Below are 18,520 nucleotides of genomic sequence, written 5' to 3'. Positions count from 1 at the left end.
ATTATTGCGAAAGCTAAAGTTTAGTTGAAAACGCATAGATTCAACTATAATTGTTAACTTTGCATCATTAATTTAATTGAAGATGATAGCATCAAACATTTTTTTAGCGTTGGGCCCATGGCAGGTAGTTTTAATAATTGTTGCCGTATTACTTTTGTTTGGAGGAAAGAAAATTCCTGAATTAATGCGAGGCTTAGGCAGCGGTATCAAGGAATTTAAAGATGCCAGCAAAGAAGACAAAGACACATCAAACAGCGATGTGAAGAAATAATTTTTCTTTAACGGAATTTAATAAACGTCAACTTGCTTCAAGTTGACGTTTTTTTATTTGAATTTTATTGATGTTAAAATGGCTTCTATTTCATGCACATAGTCTCGCTTTTTAACAGATGGCGCATAAACATAGCCTTCGGCAATGATATAGCGGTTGTTTGCCTTGTCTTCTATAGCGTAGTTTACAAATGGCCCGCCCATAAAATCGTTCTTCATGCGCCAAACACCTCTGGTTTCAATAGTTGGTTTGCCATCTATATTAGTTTGAAAGATGTAAGGTGAATAAGCCATTTCTGTACTCATATAAGCCTCAGGTTTATCACCTTCAATATATTTTTCACCGTAAAAATCTCTGATTTTTATAATATCTATCACCGTACTATCACCGGGTCTAATACTGTCTAAAGGCACTTGATAAAGTATAAAATCTAAGGTTCCTGTGGTTAGGGTTTTTCTTATCCAAAAGAAATTATCTTCATTTTTGGCATATCTGTAAACCGATGGGAAATTAAGTGTAATGCCCAGTTGCTCTTCTATCTGAGTTGTTTCTTTTAACGAAATGCCGATGCGGCCTTGCTTCTCAACCAATTCTTGTTTTTTAAGCGCCTCCAAAATGATTGTGCCGTTTGTGGATAATTGCTCTAAGATTTCTCCTTCATCTTTACCACCAACCACAACAACAGTTTGAGGTTTTGCAAATAAATTGAGTTTAACAACCGTCTGTGGCTCTTTATTAGTTTCAATTTTTAGAACAATTCGGTTTTTTGCGGCAAAACCGCTAAATACTTCGGGTGGCATTTGATTGATAGAAAACATAGGTTCGTCTTGTGGCAAACCAACGTAAGGTGCCGCTAATAAATCTCTTATGGCCTCGCCAACAGCACCTTCCCATAGATCATTGTCGGCAATGACATTTAAATTATTAATGTTTCCTGATGAGGCCGTAATGGTGCGCTGTTTAGGATCTTTTTCTTCACAAGAAAACAACAGCAATAGGATTAAAAACGAATAAGCTAGCTTAGACATATATGATGGATTTATTAATTTTACTCAGACACCGCAAGAACCATACCTACTTTTAAGTTATTCCCTGAAAGATTGTTCCATTTTTTTAAGTTATCTACCGACACTCCCGGAAACTTTTGCGAAATACTCCAAAGTGAATCGCCTTGTTTTACGGTGTATGTACTTTTAGAGGTTGTGTTGGCTTTAGTAGTACTATTAGCGTTTGGGGTCGTAACTTTTTTAGCCGTGCTGGCAGGTGGTGCGGAACCACGTGGATAAATAGTTAATCGTTGGCCAACTCTTAAATCGTTATTGCGCAAACCATTCCACTGTTTAATTTGGTTTATCCCTACGCTATATTGTCTGGCTATTTTCCCTAAAAACTCACCACTTCGAACTACATGGGTAATTTTAGTATCATTATTAAATAATTGTGGTAGTGGTTTTTCTCGTCTATTAAATTGCTCTTCGGCATAGGCATAAATAGCTTCTTCGTTACTAACAAATAACCCAACAGCCTCAAGGGGCAATTCTAGCACATAAGGCTGGCGTTCAGTTTTTGGTATGATATCGAGCTTGTAAGACGGGTTTAAAAATTGAATGGTTTCTATGTCAATACCGGTAATTTCGGCAATATGATCAAATGAGATCATTTGTTTCACATGAACAGTGTCTGTTTCAAAATGCCTGAATTGAGGTTTATGTGGCACAAATCCGTGATCTTCAGCATATTCATAAATATACATGGTTGCTAAAAAAGCAGGCAAATAACCTGCGGTTTCACGTGGTAAATTATTTCTAATATTCCAATAGTTTTCATATCCACCAGAGCGTCTAATGGCTTTGGTTACATTTCCCGGGCCCGAGTTGTAAGCCGCCAGAGCCAAATCCCAATCACCAAATATTTCATACAATTTAGCAAGGTATTTTGCTGCTGCGTTGGTTGATTTAATCGGGTCACTACGCTCATCAACATAACTACTTACATTTAAATCGTACAGTTTACCAGTTTGAAACATAAATTGCCATAGGCCCGTAGCGCCAACTCTTGATTTGGCTCTTGGGTTTAATGCAGACTCTACAATGGCTAAATATTTTATTTCCAATGGCAAATCATGTTTGTCTAAAACTTCTTCAAATAATGGGAAATAATATTCGCTCAAACCCATTTGTCGTTGAAGTGAGTTGCGTCTGGTTTTTAAAAACCTCTTAATAACGGCTTCCAGCGACGGGTTATACTCTACATTAAAAGGTGTTTTTGCGTTAAGACGCTCTAAACGAGCTTTCAAGGTGTCTGTTGAAAGTTCCGGGTATTCTATAACTTCGTCATCCAGATTTGTAACAGCACTATAAATAGAGTCAAATGAAGATGTACTGTATAATTCCTTAAACCATCGGTTATCAAAATCCAGAGATAAGGAATCGTCAGCAAACAATTTGATATTTATACTGTCTTTAATTGGAGGTATTTGTTTTTCGGTAACAGACTTACCATCTAAAATGGTATCCTTTTTGGTCGCAGTTTTATCGGTTTGGGCAAAAGACCAGCAACCAAAAAGGACAACAATTATAAAAATTTGGGGTTTAATCATGATATATGCTTTCCATAACAACGTATTTTACGTGTTATATTGTTTTTCGAATATAAGAAATTATTCCATGATTGCGGCTATACCCGGTAAAGTGATACCTTCTAAACTTTCGAGCATAGCGCCACCGCCTGTACTTACATAACTTACTTTATGTTCAAAACCAAATTGTTTTACTGCAGCCACAGAATCACCGCCACCAACAAGAGAGAATGCGCCATTTTTAGTGGCGTTGGCAATAGAGTTTCCTAAGGCAATGGTACCTTTTGCAAAATTTGACATTTCAAAAACACCAAGTGGTCCATTCCATAAAATAGTTTTACACTGGTTAACAACTTTATCAAAAATTTCGAGTGTTCTTGGACCGGCATCTAAACCTTGCCAGCCATCTGGAATTTTGTCAACGTCTACTACTCGAGTATTGGCGTCGTTTGAAAAACTATCAGCGGCTACAACATCAACCGGAATGTGCACCTGAACGTTATGGGCTTTGGCTTTTTCAAGAATTTCTAAGGCCAAATCTGTTTTGTCTGTTTCACAAATAGAATCGCCAACATTGCCACCTTGTGCTTTAATGAAAGTATAAGTCATACCGCCGCCAATAATTAAATGGTCTACCTTACTTAAAATATTTTCAATAACGGTAATTTTTGATGAAACTTTTGCGCCTCCTAATACGGCTAATACCGGTTTTTCGCTGTTGTTTAAAACTTTGTCTATACTCACAATTTCCTGAGCTAATAAATAACCAAAACATTTAGTGTTTGGGAAAAATTTAGCCACAATAGTAGTTGAGGCATGGGCTCTATGAGCTGTTCCGAAGGCATCGTTTACATAGATATCGCCTAATTTAGATAGCTTTTCGGCAAAAGCTTCATCGCCCTTTTCTTCTTCTTTATAAAACCTTAAATTCTCCAGGAGAATAACGCCACCGGGCTTAAGATTAGCTACTGCTGCTTCAGCTTCAGCACCAACGCAATCATTTACAAATTGCACCTGTACGCCAATTTTGTGCTCAAGTTCCTTTACAATATGTTTAAGTGAAAACTCTTCCTGAACTCCTTTTGGCCTCCCTAAATGCGACATTAACACACAGCTACCGCCATCTTCTAGAATTTTTACAATTGTTGGCTTGGCTGCGGTTATTCTGGTAGCATCGGTTACTTCAAATGCTTCGTTTAAGGGCACATTAAAATCTACTCTAATTAATGCTTTTTTATTCTTAAAATTAAAATCGTCTATTGTTGTCATTTGGTATGAGTTTAAAACACAAAGATAAAGTTTTCCGTTTTATTAAACTTGGTCATTTCTATTATCTTTGTGCTATGTTGTTTTCAGAAATTTTAGGCCAAACCCACATCAAAAATCACCTTACTAATAGTGCTGATCATGGCAGAATTCCACATGCGCAGTTATTCGTAGGAAAAGAAGGTGTTGGCACTTTACCAATGGCTATTGCTTATGCGCAATATGTTATTTGTAACAATACTTCTGAAAACAATTCCGGCAACGAAAGTTGCAACCTAAAGTTTAAAAATTTTGGGCATCCCGATTTGCATTTTGCCTTTCCGGTTACTACCACAAACAGCGTGAAAAACCATCCGGTATCAAATAATTTTATGGAAGAGTGGCGCAAGCTTTTAAATGAACAACCTTATGGAAATTTATTTGACTGGTACAAAATTTTAGGCGTTGATAACAAACAAGGGCAAATTGGCGTGGACGAAGCACAGGATATTGTTAAAAAATTATCTCTAAAATCATATGAAGGCGGATACAAATTCATGATTATCTGGATGGCAGAAAAAATGAATATCGCTTGTGCCAACAAATTATTGAAACTTATTGAAGAGCCGCCAGACAAAACAGTTTTTATTTTAATTGCTGAAGACGAGTCACAAATTATTAACACTATTAGGTCTCGCTGTCAGGTGCTGCATTTTCCGCCGTTATCGCAACAAGTGATAGAAGATGGTTTGGTTAATCAGTTTAATATTGAAAAATCGGTTGCTGCTAAGATTGCCAATCAGGCCAATGGCAATTATAACAAGGCCTGTGATTTGGTATATCAAGACAGCGAAGATTTACAATTTGAAAATTGGTTTGTGTTTTGGGTTAGAGCGGCCTTTAGGGCGAAAGGCAATAAACAAGCCATACATGACTTGATAGGTTGGAGCGAAGATATTTCAAAGACAGGGAGAGAAACACAAAAACAATTTCTAAACTTCTGCATTGAGCTCTTTAGACAAGCCATGCTTCTCAACTACAACGCCAAACCGCTTGTTTATATGGAATCGAAAACTGAAGGATTTAAGCTTTCTAATTTTGCGCCATTTGTTAATCAAAATAACATTTTGGAAATCATACAATCTTTAGAAGAGGCCATTTATCATATAGAACGCAACGCCAATTCAAAAATCGTACTCACTGATTTATCAATAAAATTAACGCGCTTACTGCATAAAAAAAGTCAGGCAACTACCTGACTTTAAATTATATATTTTAATTTTGATTATTTTTTAGATTCGTATTTGGTATTTAGCGCTTCCAAAATAACTTTTGTTATGTTTGAAGATTCTTCTCCATAAATCACGCTACCGGCTTCGTTACTTCCTAATATATATTTGTATTTATTGTCTTTGCCGTATTGCTTTACAAAATCTTTTACTTGAGAAATAACGGTATCGATTTCGGTTTGAAAGGCCTTTTCAAGTTCTTGTTGCTCAACTTGATACTGCTGTTGTAATTGCTGTTGTTTTTGTCCTAACATTTGATAGATCTCTTCCAATTCCTTTTGAGACATACTTTGTTGTTTTGATTGAAACTGCATTACCTCTTTTTGAAACTCCTGACTTAAACTATCCATTCTCTTAGTGAAACTTTGATTGATGCCTTCGTATTTAGCTTCAATATCAATTTTCATTTGATAGCCATTAATCAATTCGCCGTTATCTACAAAACCGACTTTACTCTCTTGCTGGCAAGAAAACGATAAAGCCAAGGCAAGTACTATTAATATTTTTTTCATTTGGTTAAAATTTTTGCAAATGTATAAAAGTTAACAGTCAAAACAACTAAAAGTTTTATATTGACATGTTTTATGGTTTCAGAAACTATCATTAACAAAACTTATTAAAATCGGCTTGCATAGTTTTTAATTACGGGCGTTTTTAAAATTTTTCAGGTCATTGTTCATCTAGAAGCCAAAATAGCGCTTAAAACGCCTTATTTTAAATTTTGTTCTTTTTTACAACATAAATGAGTGAAGAATACTCGCCGGTTTTTAAAGCCGACATGTTTGAGCGCAATCCTATAAAAAAAGACTTGATATAATTATGCTTTCCGGTTTTGTAATACTCAGATAGTAAACTCACATAAAATGCATCAAAATACATAGGCTTGGTTTTATATACTCTCATATGCAATTCTTCGAACAATTTTGAAATTGAAAACTGAGAAAAATGCCAAAGATGTCTGGGTACGTCCCATGCCGCCCAAAAAGATTGATAGTATTTTGCGTCGAAACTTTCAAAATTTGGAACCGCAATTATCAAAACGCCTTGGGGCTTTAAAAGCTTTTTTAATATTTCCAAATCCTGTTTATAGTTTGGTAAATGTTCTAAAACATGCCAAAGGGTAATTACATCAAAGCTATTGTTTTTTAATTGGCTTAACTGAGCAACATCAAATACTTTATTTTTTAATTTTTGATTGGAAATATCTCTGGCCTTTTGATTAGGTTCAATTCCCGTAACTTCCCAACCGTTCTTTTGGCACACTTTTAAAAAATCTCCAGTACCGCAACCAAAATCTAATAAGGCTTTAGCTTCGGTTTGAAAATTATTGATGAGCTTTAATTTCTTCTTTAAAGCAAATTGCTTAACGGTGTGATATAGTTTTTCCTTTAAATCTCTCTTATAATCTGTATGAGAAATATAATCATCACTCTTATAATATTCGGGTAATTTTAAATAATCTGGTTGTGGGGTGGTTTTATAAAGACAGTAATTTGCATCGAAAACCAATAAAAAGTCTTCACCTGAAACAGCGTGATCTTTAACTTTGATATGGTTTTGCTTTGTTTTCGACACCGCTTTAAAGGGTAATTTTAACCACTTGTTCCACGTGGAACTTATAAATTATCTTCCCATGTACACCAATAATACCGAAACATCATTAGGTGAAACACCACTTATTCTAGATGCCTGAGATACGGTAATCGGACGAATTTTACTAAGTTTTTCACGAGCTTCATAACTCATGGATTTTATTTTTGAGTAATCGAAATTCTTTGGGATTTTTATATCTTCGAGCCTATTCAACTTATCGGCATTATTCTTTTCTTTTTCTATATAACCCGAATATTTTACCTGAATTTCGGTTTGTTCAATGACCTCATCGTCTAATTGATGCGCTACCACATAATCCTTAACCGATGGTATTTTAACCATATCGTCAAATGAAATATTAGGTCTGGAAAATATTTTAAACATTTTATCAGATTGGTTCATTGTTGACGAATCCTTTTCTTCTAAAATTGGGTTGATCTCTTCAGGTTTAACGCTGGTATCTTTAAAGAACTGTACAAACGCTTCAGAATTGGCTAGCTTTTTTTCCATGCGTCTTAAACGCTTTTCTGAAGCCAATCCTAACTCATACCCTTTGGGCGTTAATCTAAAATCGGCATTATCTTGTCTCAACAAGGTTCTATATTCCGCACGTGAAGTAAACATCCTATATGGTTCCTCGGTTCCTTTGGTGATTAAATCATCTATTAAAACACCTATATAAGCTTCATTTCGTTTTAAAATAAACGGCTCCCTTTCTTTAACTTTTAAAGCAGCATTAATCCCTGCCATTAAACCTTGTGATGCGGCTTCTTCATAACCTGTAGTGCCATTAATTTGACCTGCAAAATACAATCCTGAAATTAACTTGGTTTCTAATGTATGCATCAACTGTGTTGGCGGAAAATAATCGTATTCTATGGCATATCCTGCCCTAAAAAACTTCACCCGTTCAAAACCCTTTACGCTTCTTAAGGCTTTAAACTGCACGTCTTCGGGAAGAGATGTTGAAAAACCGTTGACATACACTTCAATGGTATTCCAACCTTCAGGTTCTACAAAAATTTGATGGCGTTCCTTATCAGCAAAGCGATTAATTTTATCCTCTATTGAAGGGCAATATCGCGGACCTAAACTCTGTATTCTTCCATTAAACATAGGCGAACGGTCAAAACCTTCGCGCAACAAATCGTGCACCTCCGGACTTGTGTAGGTCATATGGCAAGAGCGTTGATGTGTTAGTGGCTTAGTGATATCTAAAAATGAAAACTTAGCCGGATGCTCATCACCGGGTTGTTCTTCCATTTTGGAATAATCTAAAGAGCGTCCGTCAACCCTTGGTGGTGTTCCTGTCTTCATTCTGCCCGAATCAAAACCAAAATCTACCAGTTGCTCGGTAATACCCGTTGCCGCTTTCTCGCCTGCTCTACCACCACCAAAATTCTTATCCCCTATATGGATCAATCCGTTTAAAAAAGTGCCATTGGTAAGAACAACACTCTTTGCTTTTATTTCAATTCCAAGGGAAGTTCTAACACCAACTACTTTATCCTTATCAACCAGTAAGGCCGACACCATTTCCTGATAAAAATCAAGATTTGGTGTTTTCTCCAATAACAACCTCCAGTCTTCTGCAAACCGCATTCGGTCGCTTTGAACTCGCGGACTCCACATAGCCGGACCTTTACTTTTGTTCAGCATTTTAAACTGTATTGCCGAAGTATCACTAACAATGCCGCTATAACCACCCAATGCGTCTATCTCGCGAACAATTTGCCCTTTCGCAATGCCTCCCATAGCGGGATTACACGACATTTGGGCAATGTTTTGCAAATTCATTGTAATTAACAGAGTTGAACAGCCCATGTTGGCAGCAGCCGCAGCGGCTTCACTACCGGCATGACCAGCGCCAACTACAATTACATCGTATGTGTCTTGAAATAAACTCATTTTTGTTTCACGTGGAACATTAAATTTGGCTGCAAATATACGCCAATTAAATTATTTATAATCTTTCCAAATAATGATTTTCGCGGGCTCGCATAACCGCCACCTCATCATCTGTTTTATCTCCATAGCCAGCTAAATGAAGTACGCCGTGTATCATTACCCTGTGCAGTTCTTCTTGAAAACTCACCTTAAAATCCGTTGCATTATCCTGAACTCTTTCGGTTGAAATATAAATATCGGCATGTAATATATTTCCTACTGAATTGTCAAAGGTAATAATGTCGGTTAATGTATCATGATTGAGAAACTTTTCGTTTAAGTCTAATAAATAATCGTCGTTAACGAAAATGAAATTAATCTCGCCTTCAATCTTATTTTCAGCGGTAATGGCGTTATTGATCCAAGCTGAAATTTTATCCTCGCCCTTCAATTGGAATTCGGTTTCAGCAAAAAAATTAATCATTTCTTTTAAAATAATCCTGTACGCGTTTTTTATAAAACTCGCGCAAAGGTAAGGCTTGTCTGTTTAAAATTTCAGTGGTATTGAAATATTCTCTAGCGGTTGGAATTTGATTAGTCGCGCTATTATTAAAAGTATTTCTATTGGTTTGAGACTCTCTCTTATCGTCTTCACCTTGTTGAAAAGTGGCGTTTTCAAGCTTTAGTAATTCGTATTTTAGAGCCATCATTTTTTGTAAAGTTTGATTGGTAAATCCTTTGTTGATTAAGTCTAATTCAACCTCTTCCATTTTTTCGATGAGCTCGCTAATTTTACCGCTATTACCGTCTTTTCCTATTTTATCTTCAAGTGCCTTTCTAAGCTTTTGTTGCTGCTGATATATTTCAAACAGTTTACCGTTAAGTTCTTCGTTACCGTTAATATCATCTCCTTCTCCCTGTCCGTTTTGTTGTCCTTCGCCTTGCTCTCCTTCTTTACCTTCACTGCCTTCTTTGGATTCACCTTCTTTACCTTCTTCACCGTTTTCCCCTTGATCGGGTTTGCCCTTTTCGCTTTCTTTTAAGCCTTCTTCCATCATTTTGTTAAGCTCTTCCTGACTCATAATAATATCTGGTAAGGGCTCACCCTGATCTTGTCCCTGACCACTCCCCGAAGCATTCATTTGAGACTCCATGTTATCTAAAACATCACTTAAAAAATTTGCCAAATTATTTGTGGCTGTAACGGCATATTGCTGCGATGCTATTCCTTGGTATAGCTGATTTTCGCTCAAGGCATCCAAAGACTTGTCTATATTAAAGTAAACATCAGTGATTTGTTTGTTTATTTCTTCTGAAAGCGCTGGTTGTCTGAGAGATAGCGCAAACAAACTATCGTCTACATGTTCAAAATGTTCGCGTAAATTCTTTTGATTGACAACAAATTTTCCGTAATTGTTATGGTTGGTTTCAATGCCCCTGAATCTCTCCATTAAATCTTCCTGTCTAAACGAAAACAACACCACATTGTCTAATATTTGTCTTAACACCCTGATGTCTTCAGACATCTGTTCGCCGCCGGCCATTTGCATGGATTGCATCATTTGCTCGGCCATTTGCTTCATTTTTTTGGCTGCCTTCTTTTGCTGTTGCTTTGCCTTTTCTCTGCTTTGTTCAGCACCTTGCTGATCATCTTTTTCCTTCTGTTCTTGTTGTTGCTCCAGGTTTTTTTGGGCTTCTTTTTGATCTTGCTTAATACTTTCCTCCTCGGGCTTGTTCTGCTCTATTGGCATTGGTTTTTTGAGTTCTTGATTTTCTTTGATCAACTCCTCCATTTGCTTTTGAAATTCTTCAAAAGACTTATTTAATTCCTCTTGCTTTTCCGCGTTATTTTCCTTGTCAGGCTTGTCGGCTAATGATTCTTGCTCTTTGGCCAATTTCTCAAGATCTTTGGCCAATTTTTCCTGTTTTTTAGAAACATAAAAGCGCTTGGTCAGTTCTAATAATTGCTGAAGACTTCGTTTTTTGTTTTGATTTTGCTTAGCCAGCTCTTCGAGTTTCTGATTAAACTCTTCTTTATTGATTTTATCTTTTAGCTCCTCAAGTTCTTTGAGTAGCTTTTCGTCTTGTTTGAGTTTATTTTCGTTTTCTTTGAGGCGTTCCTTCAACGATTCTTTAAAAAGATCCTTTTCCTGATTGTCTTGTTGAAATTCTTCGAGGTTTTTCTGCAGCTTTTCGTTAAAATTTTGCATCATCTGTTCTTGCTGTGCCTGACGCTCTAAAAACTCTTCCAGCTTCTTTTTGTCGTTAAAATTTAGCTGGTCTTTTTCAATTTGGGTTTTGGTAATTTCCTGAAGCTTTTTGTCTTGTTCCTGAAGCTTTTCAAAAGATTGATTTAATCCTTTTATGGTTTCATTCTGTTGCTGCAATTGCTTGTCTTCTTCTTCATCTTGGGTGCGTTTTCTATAAGTAAAAGTGCTGCTTTTTGCACTTTTAAAATTATTAACTGCATCGTTATCAAACACCTCGAAATATAGCTCGTAACTAATACCGGGTTCTATTTGAAGCTGATTGGGAAAAGCACTTACAAACTCACTAAAATTGGAAGTACCGACGGCGATAGTCTCAATTTTCTTAATGTTTTCTTCACCTGAAGGATAGTATACCAATTGTAGTTTTCTAAGGCCATAATCATCACTTACCTGGCCATAGAAATACAAACTTTGTCCGTCTAAACTATCAATTTCGTGCTTCAGGTTAATTTCGGGATAGGCATCTCTTACTACTTTTAAGTTAAAGGCTAGACTCTCGTAATTTTTTAAGTTGTTATTACTTATACTAATGTTATAATCGTAATTTTTAAATACACGCCTCTCGGCAGTGAAGGTATTGTTACCTTCTCGGTTAAAATTCAAAGTGTCTGTACTATAAATACTAATAGCGTCTGTGGCTTTTGTTTTCATCTGCCAAGTGACTTTGGTGCCTTCGGGGATAACGGCATTTCCAGTACTTTTGAGTGTTTCTGAAGGTTTATTAGTGTGATTGGGATAATTTAAAACCATTTCGAACCCGGTTAAAGCGGGTACGTTTAAAACCGACAGATTGTAGCTTTTAGATTGCACATCGTTTGCCGAAAAATAAAATTCGGTACCAACCTTGGGTTGAGTCATTGTGAACTCGAATTCCCCGGGAGACAGTTGTTTTAAAAAATAGGCGTTTCCGTTAAAGTGAATTTGCGGATTTTCAGGTACTACATCGCCTACCGTATTCACTTTAATGGTAAATGGTTTAGATTCTAAAGCCTGAAGCGATTCGTTTAAAACAAAAAACTGAAATGGCGCAGGCGGTTCATAGGCCGTTTTATAATTTACAACACGCTCATAACTGTCGCTAAACCAGTTAAACTTACCCGTAGCATACGACAGTAAAACAATCATTACCGGAATGATGGCATACTTTAAATACCTAGTATTGTTTTTAAAATTAACTGCGAAATGAAACGGTACCGGACTTAACTCTGCCGATTTCTGATTGATACTTGCCAAAAGTAATTCACTTTCTTTAGGTTGACTTTTTAGCTGGAGAACATTAAGCAGTTTGTCGTTAACCTCAGGAAAATGACTGCCAATAATTTTAGAGGCTTGCTCGTAATCAATGCCTTTTTGAAGTTTGAAAAGCTTGAGCAAAGGCCAAACTATAAACTTTGCCAACAGCGCGATCTCTACTACTACAAATAACCAAAACAGCAAGGTTCGCAAACCCGTATTCAACCATAAAAAATACTCGATGAGCAGCGTTAAAATAAAATACATCAATCCGGCGGCAAAAAACAAAATAGCACCTTTGATAAGTTCATTAACGTAATACCGTTTTATAAACTGCTCTAATTTTGACTGTATGATTTTAAAATTGTTCAATTTGGGTCTTAAGTGGTTTTATACAAACTACTAAACTACAATTTTATTTTAAGCCTAAATTACTTAAATTTGGTAAGATTCTGTTAATTTCGAGTAAACGAACTACTTTTAAGACCATTGTAATTGTTTATTTATGCGCGACTTAAAATATTTAGCGGCTTTCTCTATTCCAATAATTTGTTTTTTGGGAATAAGTCTCAAGGGTTTATGGACCTATGCAACTCCTGTTTATGCTTTTGTGTTGATCCCTTTTTTAGAGGTATTACTTCCGTTAGACCACGAGAATTTATCTCGAGAATCTGCCGAAAGTAAGTCAAAACAACGCGTTTTTGATTGGCTGCTGTATCTCAATGTACCTATTGTATTCGCGCTGTTATTTTACAGTTTTAACGCAGTTGCTAGCCATCATTTAATGACTTACGAATTGGTAGGATTGGTGTTTTCGGTTGGAATTGTTTTGGGCGTTAACGGCATTAATGTAGCTCATGAACTTGGCCATCGGCAACAAACAAATGAACGGTTTTTAGGTAAGCTATTATTATTGCCTTCGCATTATATGCATTTTTATATAGAGCACAACTTTGGACATCATTTACATGCCGCAACACCTGAAGATCCGGCAACCGCCAGATACAATCAAAGTGTTTACAGTTTTTGGTTAACTTCAAGCATTAGACAGTATTTTAGCGCCTGGAACCTTCAGTTAAAGTTGCTAAAAACCCAAAACCGCTCATTCTTCTCAGTATATAATGATATGTTGTGGTATGCCATTTTTCAAATTGCGTATTTACTGACTGTGCTGTTTGTTTTTGGACCAAAAGTGCTATTGTTTGCGTTTGCAGCCGGAATTGGCGGATTTATTCTTTTGGAAACTGTTAATTATATAGAACATTACGGTCTTATCAGGCTTAAAAAATCCTCAGGCCGATATGAGCGCGTTAGCGAAATTCACTCCTGGAACTCCAATCACGTAGTTGGCAGAATTGTGCTTTACGAACTCACACGTCACAGCGATCATCATTACAAATCTTCAAAAAAGTATCAAGTTTTAGATTGCCACGAGGAAAGTCCGCAAATGCCTTTTGGTTATCCAACCTCGATGGTATTGGCTTTAGTGCCGCCGCTTTGGTTTAAAGTCATGAATAAACGAATTCCCAGAGAAATGGTTCTTAAAAACTAGATTGGGGAATTACCCTTTCATGTTTCTGCAGAAGCTACTTCATATCAAAGCACAAATTCATCAAAATTTGTTTTGTTCACAACTTTAAAAGTACTGTTAGGATAACTTTTTTGGAAAGCAATAGGTAATTTTGCCTTTCGTTTGTCATTCCATTTAAACTCATAGGCATGATAATTTCCGTTTTGGTCTTCCACATAATCTACTTCTTGACCATAATAATTTCGCCAAAAATATTGCGATACGTATAAAGGCTGATAAGCAATTTTTTTAATACGCTCAGCCATTAAAAAATTTTCCCAAAGTGCTCCGGTATCATTTCGAAGGTTTAAAGGATTAAAATTATTTATAATAGCATTTCTTACTCCGTTGTCGAAAAAGTAAATTTTTCTTGAATTTTTAATTTCATTGCGTTGGTTTTTATTAAGTGCTTGGAGTTTAAAAATCACAAAGGACTTTTCTAACAAATCAATGTATTTTTCTACTGTGGCTCTATCTACCTGAAGTAATTGCGCTAATTCATTAAAAGAAACTTCGTTGCCCAATTGAAGTGCTAATGCTTTTAATAAATCGTTTAGTAACTTAGTGTTTCTAATACCGTCATATTGGAGTAGATCCTTGAACAAATAGCTTCCGGTTAGTTCCATTAATATAGCAATTTTATCAGCCTCGTTCGATACAACATCTGGATACATACCAAACAACATCCTGTTTTCTAAATCGCCATAGGCTTCCAAAAAGTTATTGTGATTAATCCACTCTTCCCATGATATAGGATACATAGAAAACTCCCATTTCCTTCCAGTTAATGGCTCTTTAATTTTTGAATTGATGTCTATCGCTGAAGAACCTGAAACAATCACTTTTACACCCGGTAATTCGTCATAAATAATCTTTACCCCTAATCCAATATTCTCAATGCGTTGAGCTTCGTCTATAAAAACCGTTTTATTTTGTCCTAACAAATTTTGCCACTTTGTCTTAGAAAAGTCCTTTAAATAATTTTGTACTGTGGCATCATCACCATTCAAAAAAAGAAAGTCTCCTTTATCTTTACAAATTTTCTTTAATAAAGTGGTTTTACCAACCTGTCTGGGACCTGTTACAATAATGATTTTATTGTCGTTCCACCTATCCAAGATTTGTTTTTGTAAGGTTCTATAAATCATCTTTCCAAAATTTAAAAGCTCTCATATTCTACAAATTTAGCCAAATTTGTCGATTTAAATCGCATTATTTAGCTAAATATGTAGAATTTAATAAAAAATAAGGGGTTATTAGATATTTTGCAAGTAGTAAAAAACTAAAAAACCGGATTAACTATCGCTTACTTATTATCTTTGCCACCAAAATCTAATAAGCATGACAAAAGCTGTAAGAGTGCGCTTTGCGCCAAGCCCAACCGGACCATTACATATTGGCGGATTGAGAACGGCCTTATTTAATTATCTATTTGCGAAAAAAAACAACGGTACTTTTATATTACGAATTGAAGATACCGACCAAAACAGATTTGTACCGGGTGCAGAACAATATATCGTTGAAGCACTTGAATGGTGCGGTATCACTATAGATGAAGGACCCAACAAAAATGGCGAATTTAGTCCATACAAGCAAAGTGAGCGCAAACACATTTACAGTCGGTATGCCGAGCAACTAGTTAAAGAAGGTAAAGCCTATTATGCTTTTGATACTGCCGACGCGCTTGACGAGCACCGAAAAAATCATGAGGCACAAGGCAAAACCTTTATCTATAACTGGCACAATCGCGCAAAAGGCAAGCTGGTGAACTCTTTGATTTTGGAAAAAGAAGTGGTTGAAGCCAAAATTAATTCGGGTGAAGACTATGTGATTAGATTTAAATCGCCCGAAAACCAAAAATTGCATTTGCAAGATATCATTAGAGGCGATATTGAAATCGATACTAACATATTAGACGACAAAGTTTTGTTTAAAAGCGATGGTATGCCCACCTATCATTTAGCCAATATTGTAGACGACCATTTAATGGAAATTACCCACGTAATTCGCGGTGAAGAATGGTTGCCATCTTTGGCCTTACATTATCAGTTATACGATGCTTTTGGCTGGACACCACCACAATTTGCACACCTGTCACTTATTTTAAAACCAACAGGAAAAGGTAAACTTAGCAAACGCGATGGCGATAAAATGGGCTTTCCGGTGTTTCCTTTAGAATGGAAAGACCCGCAAACAGGCGAAGTCTCTTCCGGTTATAGAGAAAGTGGCTTTTTTCCTGAAGCCGTTGTTAATTTTTTGGCGTTATTGGGTTGGAATCCCGGTACGGAGCAGGAAATTTTTAGTATGGATGAATTAATCGCAAGTTTTGATTTGGAGCGTGTTCATAAATCCGGTGCCAGATTTGATCCCGATAAAACCAAGTGGTTCAATCATCATTATATGCAAACACAAAATAATGAAATACTTGCCGAACAATTTAAGCAATCACAAGCCGAATTAAGTACGGTCGACAACGCTTATATTACCATGGTTGTGGGATTAATTAAAGAGCGTGCCAACTTCACTTCAGATTTTTGGGAATTGAGTCACTATTTCTTTCAGGCACCATCAAATTACGATGACAGTGCCGTTAAAAAAGCTGTGAAAGATGACACTAAATCGCTGTTAACAGAAGTGATGTCAATCATTAAAAATGTAGAATCAGATACCGCCGAAGCCTATCAATCTGAAGTTAAAAACTGGATTACCCAACAAAATATTAGTTTCGGAAAGGTGATGATGCCTTTGCGAATCAGTTTGGTTGGTGCCTTGCAAGGACCCGATGTGTTTCAAATTATTTTTATGATTGGAAAGCACGAAACCTCAAAGAGAATTCAAGCGTTTATCGAAACTATTTAAAACAGAAAGAAGGCACCAAAAACCAGCATAGATTGGTTGCCCTTGAACTTGTCGGTACTGTTTCCGCTTACATCTAAACCATCTTTATTAAGGTTGTTGAGCATGTTGGTAAAACCGTAAATATAATGCGCCCGAAGTCTAAAATTGTCGAATCCCGCCGTTAATCCAACCACACCGTTAGCATTAAATTTATTGATGTTTGAAATATCTTTAGCCGTTAAATTGGTGTAACCGGTGAGCACGTAATTTTCCTGACTTTTATCTTTTAGTTCCAGCTCGCCACTGTATTGCAGCATGGGGCCAACATCAACTGTTAAATAACGGTTTGCCAGCTTAATATGCATAAGTAAACCTATTTGTGCGGCTGTCATTTTGTACTCCACTTCTTCAGTCGTCAAGTTACCTTGTGGTGACGCGCTGATATTTACATTATTTTCAGACAGTTGAATAACATAACTCACATTATACCATTTATGCGGAATATCAACATTGGCCGATAAACCACCAATCCATCCTGAGCTGGCTTTTGTTTGAAAATTATCGGTAATGATATCAAATTGTGTAAGCCCTCCAAAAATTCCAATACCATTTTGAATAGCATAGCGTTTGTGTTGTGCATTGGTATTTGTAACAAAAAGTATACATCCTACTACTAATATAAAACGAAAGATATTTGCCATTTAATCCTGTTTAATTGGATAAATATAACGTAAATTAGTCATCTGTTCATAAAACACTAAAATTTATAAGTTATGAGTATTATTATTTATGTGGTTCTATTTCTATCCGTTGTTATTTTACTGTCGTCTCTCTTTGTTGTAAGACAGCAAACTGCCGCCATTATTGAACGCTTTGGTAGATTTCACAGTATTAGACAGTCTGGCTTAAATATAAAAATTCCTTTGGTAGACCGAGTTGCCGGTAGATTGAGTTTAAAAATTCAGCAATTAGATGTGCTTGTTGAAACTAAAACACTTGATGATGTGTTTGTAAAACTGAAAGTCTCTGTACAATACATGGTAATTAGAGAAAAGGTTTACGATGCCTTTTATCGCTTGGACTATCCTCACGAGCAAATCACCAGTTTTGTATTTGACGTGATCAGAGCCGAAGTACCTAAAATGAAATTAGATGACGTATTTGTTAGAAAGGATGACATCGCCAATGCGGTTAAGGCTGAACTGAACGATTACATGACCGATTACGGCTTTGATATCATCAAAACGCTAGTAACCGATATTGATCCCGATGCGCAGGTAAAAGCTGCCATGAACCGAATTAATGCTTCTGAGCGCGAAAAAATTGCGGCTCAATACGAAGGTGATGCGCAACGCATTCTAATCGTCGAAAAAGCCAAAGCCGAAGCCGAAAGCAAACGATTACAAGGCCAAGGTATTGCCGACCAGCGTCGTGAAATTGCACGTGGTTTAGAAGAATCGGTTGAGGTTTTAAATCGGGTTGGTATCAACTCACAAGAAGCTTCCGCATTAATTGTGGTTACTCAACATTACGATACCTTGCAATCTTTAGGTGAAGAAACCAATAGTAATTTAATTCTACTACCAAATTCGCCACAAGCCGGTAGCGATATGCTCAACCAAATGGTGGCCAGTTTTACGGCCAGTAACCAAATTGGTGAAATTATTAAACGCCAGGAACGAGAGCAGGGATTAAAAAATAAAAAACAATAAAAATCGTACTGGCAGGTCGCGACCTGCCAGTACG

Annotated in this window: 15 protein-coding genes; 5 read left to right on the top strand and 10 right to left on the bottom strand. The window is 36.4% G+C overall.

The window, feature by feature from the left end; genetic code table 11:
• The first annotated feature begins 82 nt into the window (after window positions 1-82).
• A complete protein-coding gene (locus FJ651_RS05290) occupies window positions 83-271 on the top strand; it encodes a Sec-independent protein translocase subunit TatA/TatB (protein ID WP_140989407.1) in 189 nt (62 codons plus the stop codon).
• A gap of 53 nt (window positions 272-324) precedes the next feature.
• Here the strand turns inward: FJ651_RS05290 and FJ651_RS05285 are convergent, their stop codons facing one another.
• The 3 genes from FJ651_RS05285 to FJ651_RS05275 are packed head-to-tail and all read right to left on the bottom strand — an operon-like array spanning window position 325 to window position 4,118.
• On the bottom strand, window positions 325-1,299 hold the full coding sequence (locus FJ651_RS05285) for a DUF4837 family protein (protein WP_140989405.1): 975 nt from the start codon (window positions 1,297-1,299) through the stop codon (window positions 325-327).
• A 20-nt stretch (window positions 1,300-1,319) separates the two neighbouring features.
• Window positions 1,320-2,870, bottom strand: a complete 1,551-nt coding sequence (locus FJ651_RS05280) for a lytic transglycosylase domain-containing protein (RefSeq protein ID WP_140989404.1) — start codon at window positions 2,868-2,870, stop codon at window positions 1,320-1,322.
• A 60-nt stretch (window positions 2,871-2,930) separates the two neighbouring features.
• Window positions 2,931-4,118, bottom strand: a complete 1,188-nt coding sequence (locus FJ651_RS05275; protein WP_140989402.1) for a phosphoglycerate kinase — start codon at window positions 4,116-4,118, stop codon at window positions 2,931-2,933.
• 74 nt (window positions 4,119-4,192) lie between these two features.
• Here FJ651_RS05275 and FJ651_RS05270 point away from each other — a divergent pair, with 74 nt between their 5' ends.
• Window positions 4,193-5,353, top strand: a complete 1,161-nt coding sequence (locus FJ651_RS05270; RefSeq protein ID WP_140989400.1) for a DNA polymerase III subunit — start codon at window positions 4,193-4,195, stop codon at window positions 5,351-5,353.
• Window positions 5,354-5,379: 26 nt separating this feature from the next.
• Here FJ651_RS05270 and FJ651_RS05265 read toward each other — a convergent pair whose 3' ends face one another.
• From FJ651_RS05265 to FJ651_RS05245, 5 genes are all read right to left on the bottom strand, one after another.
• On the bottom strand, window positions 5,380-5,895 hold the full coding sequence (locus FJ651_RS05265; RefSeq protein WP_140989398.1) for an OmpH family outer membrane protein: 516 nt from the start codon (window positions 5,893-5,895) through the stop codon (window positions 5,380-5,382).
• Between the two features lie 202 nt (window positions 5,896-6,097).
• Window positions 6,098-6,958 (bottom strand): class I SAM-dependent methyltransferase, encoded by an 861-nt coding sequence (locus FJ651_RS05260; protein WP_140989396.1) that lies wholly within the window; start codon window positions 6,956-6,958, stop codon window positions 6,098-6,100.
• Between the two features lie 48 nt (window positions 6,959-7,006).
• A complete protein-coding gene (gene mnmG, locus FJ651_RS05255) occupies window positions 7,007-8,884 on the bottom strand; it encodes a tRNA uridine-5-carboxymethylaminomethyl(34) synthesis enzyme MnmG (protein WP_140989395.1) in 1,878 nt (625 codons plus the stop codon).
• A 55-nt stretch (window positions 8,885-8,939) separates the two neighbouring features.
• On the bottom strand, window positions 8,940-9,347 hold the full coding sequence (ybeY, locus tag FJ651_RS05250; protein ID WP_140989393.1) for an rRNA maturation RNase YbeY: 408 nt from the start codon (window positions 9,345-9,347) through the stop codon (window positions 8,940-8,942).
• Window positions 9,340-12,738 carry a DUF4175 family protein gene (locus FJ651_RS05245; RefSeq protein WP_140989391.1) on the bottom strand — a complete coding sequence of 1,133 codons (3,399 nt, stop codon included), beginning with the start codon at window positions 12,736-12,738 and terminating at the stop codon, window positions 9,340-9,342. The genes ybeY and FJ651_RS05245 overlap by 8 nt, the downstream gene beginning before the upstream one ends.
• A 133-nt stretch (window positions 12,739-12,871) precedes the next feature.
• Between FJ651_RS05245 and FJ651_RS05240 the strand changes: the two genes are divergently transcribed.
• Complete coding sequence (locus tag FJ651_RS05240; RefSeq protein WP_140989389.1) at window positions 12,872-13,918, top strand: alkane 1-monooxygenase; 1,047 nt, start codon at window positions 12,872-12,874, stop codon at window positions 13,916-13,918.
• Window positions 13,919-13,962: 44 nt separating this feature from the next.
• Here the strand turns inward: FJ651_RS05240 and FJ651_RS05235 are convergent, their stop codons facing one another.
• On the bottom strand, window positions 13,963-15,084 hold the full coding sequence (locus FJ651_RS05235) for an ATP-binding protein (protein ID WP_140989387.1): 1,122 nt from the start codon (window positions 15,082-15,084) through the stop codon (window positions 13,963-13,965).
• A gap of 193 nt (window positions 15,085-15,277) precedes the next feature.
• Here FJ651_RS05235 and gltX point away from each other — a divergent pair, with 193 nt between their 5' ends.
• Window positions 15,278-16,795: a glutamate--tRNA ligase gene (gene gltX, locus FJ651_RS05230; protein WP_140989385.1), complete on the top strand. Its 1,518-nt coding sequence runs from the start codon at window positions 15,278-15,280 to the stop codon at window positions 16,793-16,795.
• Here the strand turns inward: gltX and FJ651_RS05225 are convergent.
• Window positions 16,792-17,475 (bottom strand): porin family protein, encoded by a 684-nt coding sequence (locus FJ651_RS05225; RefSeq protein ID WP_140989383.1) that lies wholly within the window; start codon window positions 17,473-17,475, stop codon window positions 16,792-16,794. The genes gltX and FJ651_RS05225 overlap by 4 nt on opposite strands.
• A 72-nt stretch (window positions 17,476-17,547) precedes the next feature.
• Between FJ651_RS05225 and FJ651_RS05220 the strand changes: the two genes are divergently transcribed.
• Complete coding sequence (locus tag FJ651_RS05220) at window positions 17,548-18,486, top strand: SPFH domain-containing protein (protein WP_140989382.1); 939 nt, start codon at window positions 17,548-17,550, stop codon at window positions 18,484-18,486.
• The last annotated feature ends 34 nt before the right edge of the window (window positions 18,487-18,520 follow it).

Origin of the sequence: Paucihalobacter ruber, assembly GCF_006494535.1 — a bacterium.
In the GTDB taxonomy this organism is placed as follows: Bacteria; Bacteroidota; Bacteroidia; order Flavobacteriales; family Flavobacteriaceae; genus Paucihalobacter; species Paucihalobacter ruber.
This window is presented reverse-complemented; position numbering and strand designations above follow the sequence as displayed.

Bases quoted from the DNA above. Each gene is read 5' to 3' on its own strand.
- FJ651_RS05280 (WP_140989404.1), bottom strand. From the start codon at position 2,870: ATGATTAAACCCCAAATTTTTATAATTGTTGTCCTTTTTGGTTGCTGG.
- ybeY (WP_140989393.1), bottom strand. From the start codon at position 9,347: ATGATTAATTTTTTTGCTGAAACCGAATTCCAATTGAAGGGCGAGGAT.
- FJ651_RS05240 (WP_140989389.1), top strand. From the start codon at position 12,872: ATGCGCGACTTAAAATATTTAGCGGCTTTCTCTATTCCAATAATTTGT.
- FJ651_RS05275 (WP_140989402.1), bottom strand. From the start codon at position 4,118: ATGACAACAATAGACGATTTTAATTTTAAGAATAAAAAAGCATTAATT.
- FJ651_RS05225 (WP_140989383.1), bottom strand. From the start codon at position 17,475: ATGGCAAATATCTTTCGTTTTATATTAGTAGTAGGATGTATACTTTTT.
- FJ651_RS05290 (WP_140989407.1), top strand. From the start codon at position 83: ATGATAGCATCAAACATTTTTTTAGCGTTGGGCCCATGGCAGGTAGTT.
- FJ651_RS05220 (WP_140989382.1), top strand. From the start codon at position 17,548: ATGAGTATTATTATTTATGTGGTTCTATTTCTATCCGTTGTTATTTTA.
- FJ651_RS05235 (WP_140989387.1), bottom strand. From the start codon at position 15,084: ATGATTTATAGAACCTTACAAAAACAAATCTTGGATAGGTGGAACGAC.
- mnmG (WP_140989395.1), bottom strand. From the start codon at position 8,884: ATGAGTTTATTTCAAGACACATACGATGTAATTGTAGTTGGCGCTGGT.
- FJ651_RS05265 (WP_140989398.1), bottom strand. From the start codon at position 5,895: ATGAAAAAAATATTAATAGTACTTGCCTTGGCTTTATCGTTTTCTTGC.
- FJ651_RS05285 (WP_140989405.1), bottom strand. From the start codon at position 1,299: ATGTCTAAGCTAGCTTATTCGTTTTTAATCCTATTGCTGTTGTTTTCT.
- FJ651_RS05270 (WP_140989400.1), top strand. From the start codon at position 4,193: ATGTTGTTTTCAGAAATTTTAGGCCAAACCCACATCAAAAATCACCTT.
- gltX (WP_140989385.1), top strand. From the start codon at position 15,278: ATGACAAAAGCTGTAAGAGTGCGCTTTGCGCCAAGCCCAACCGGACCA.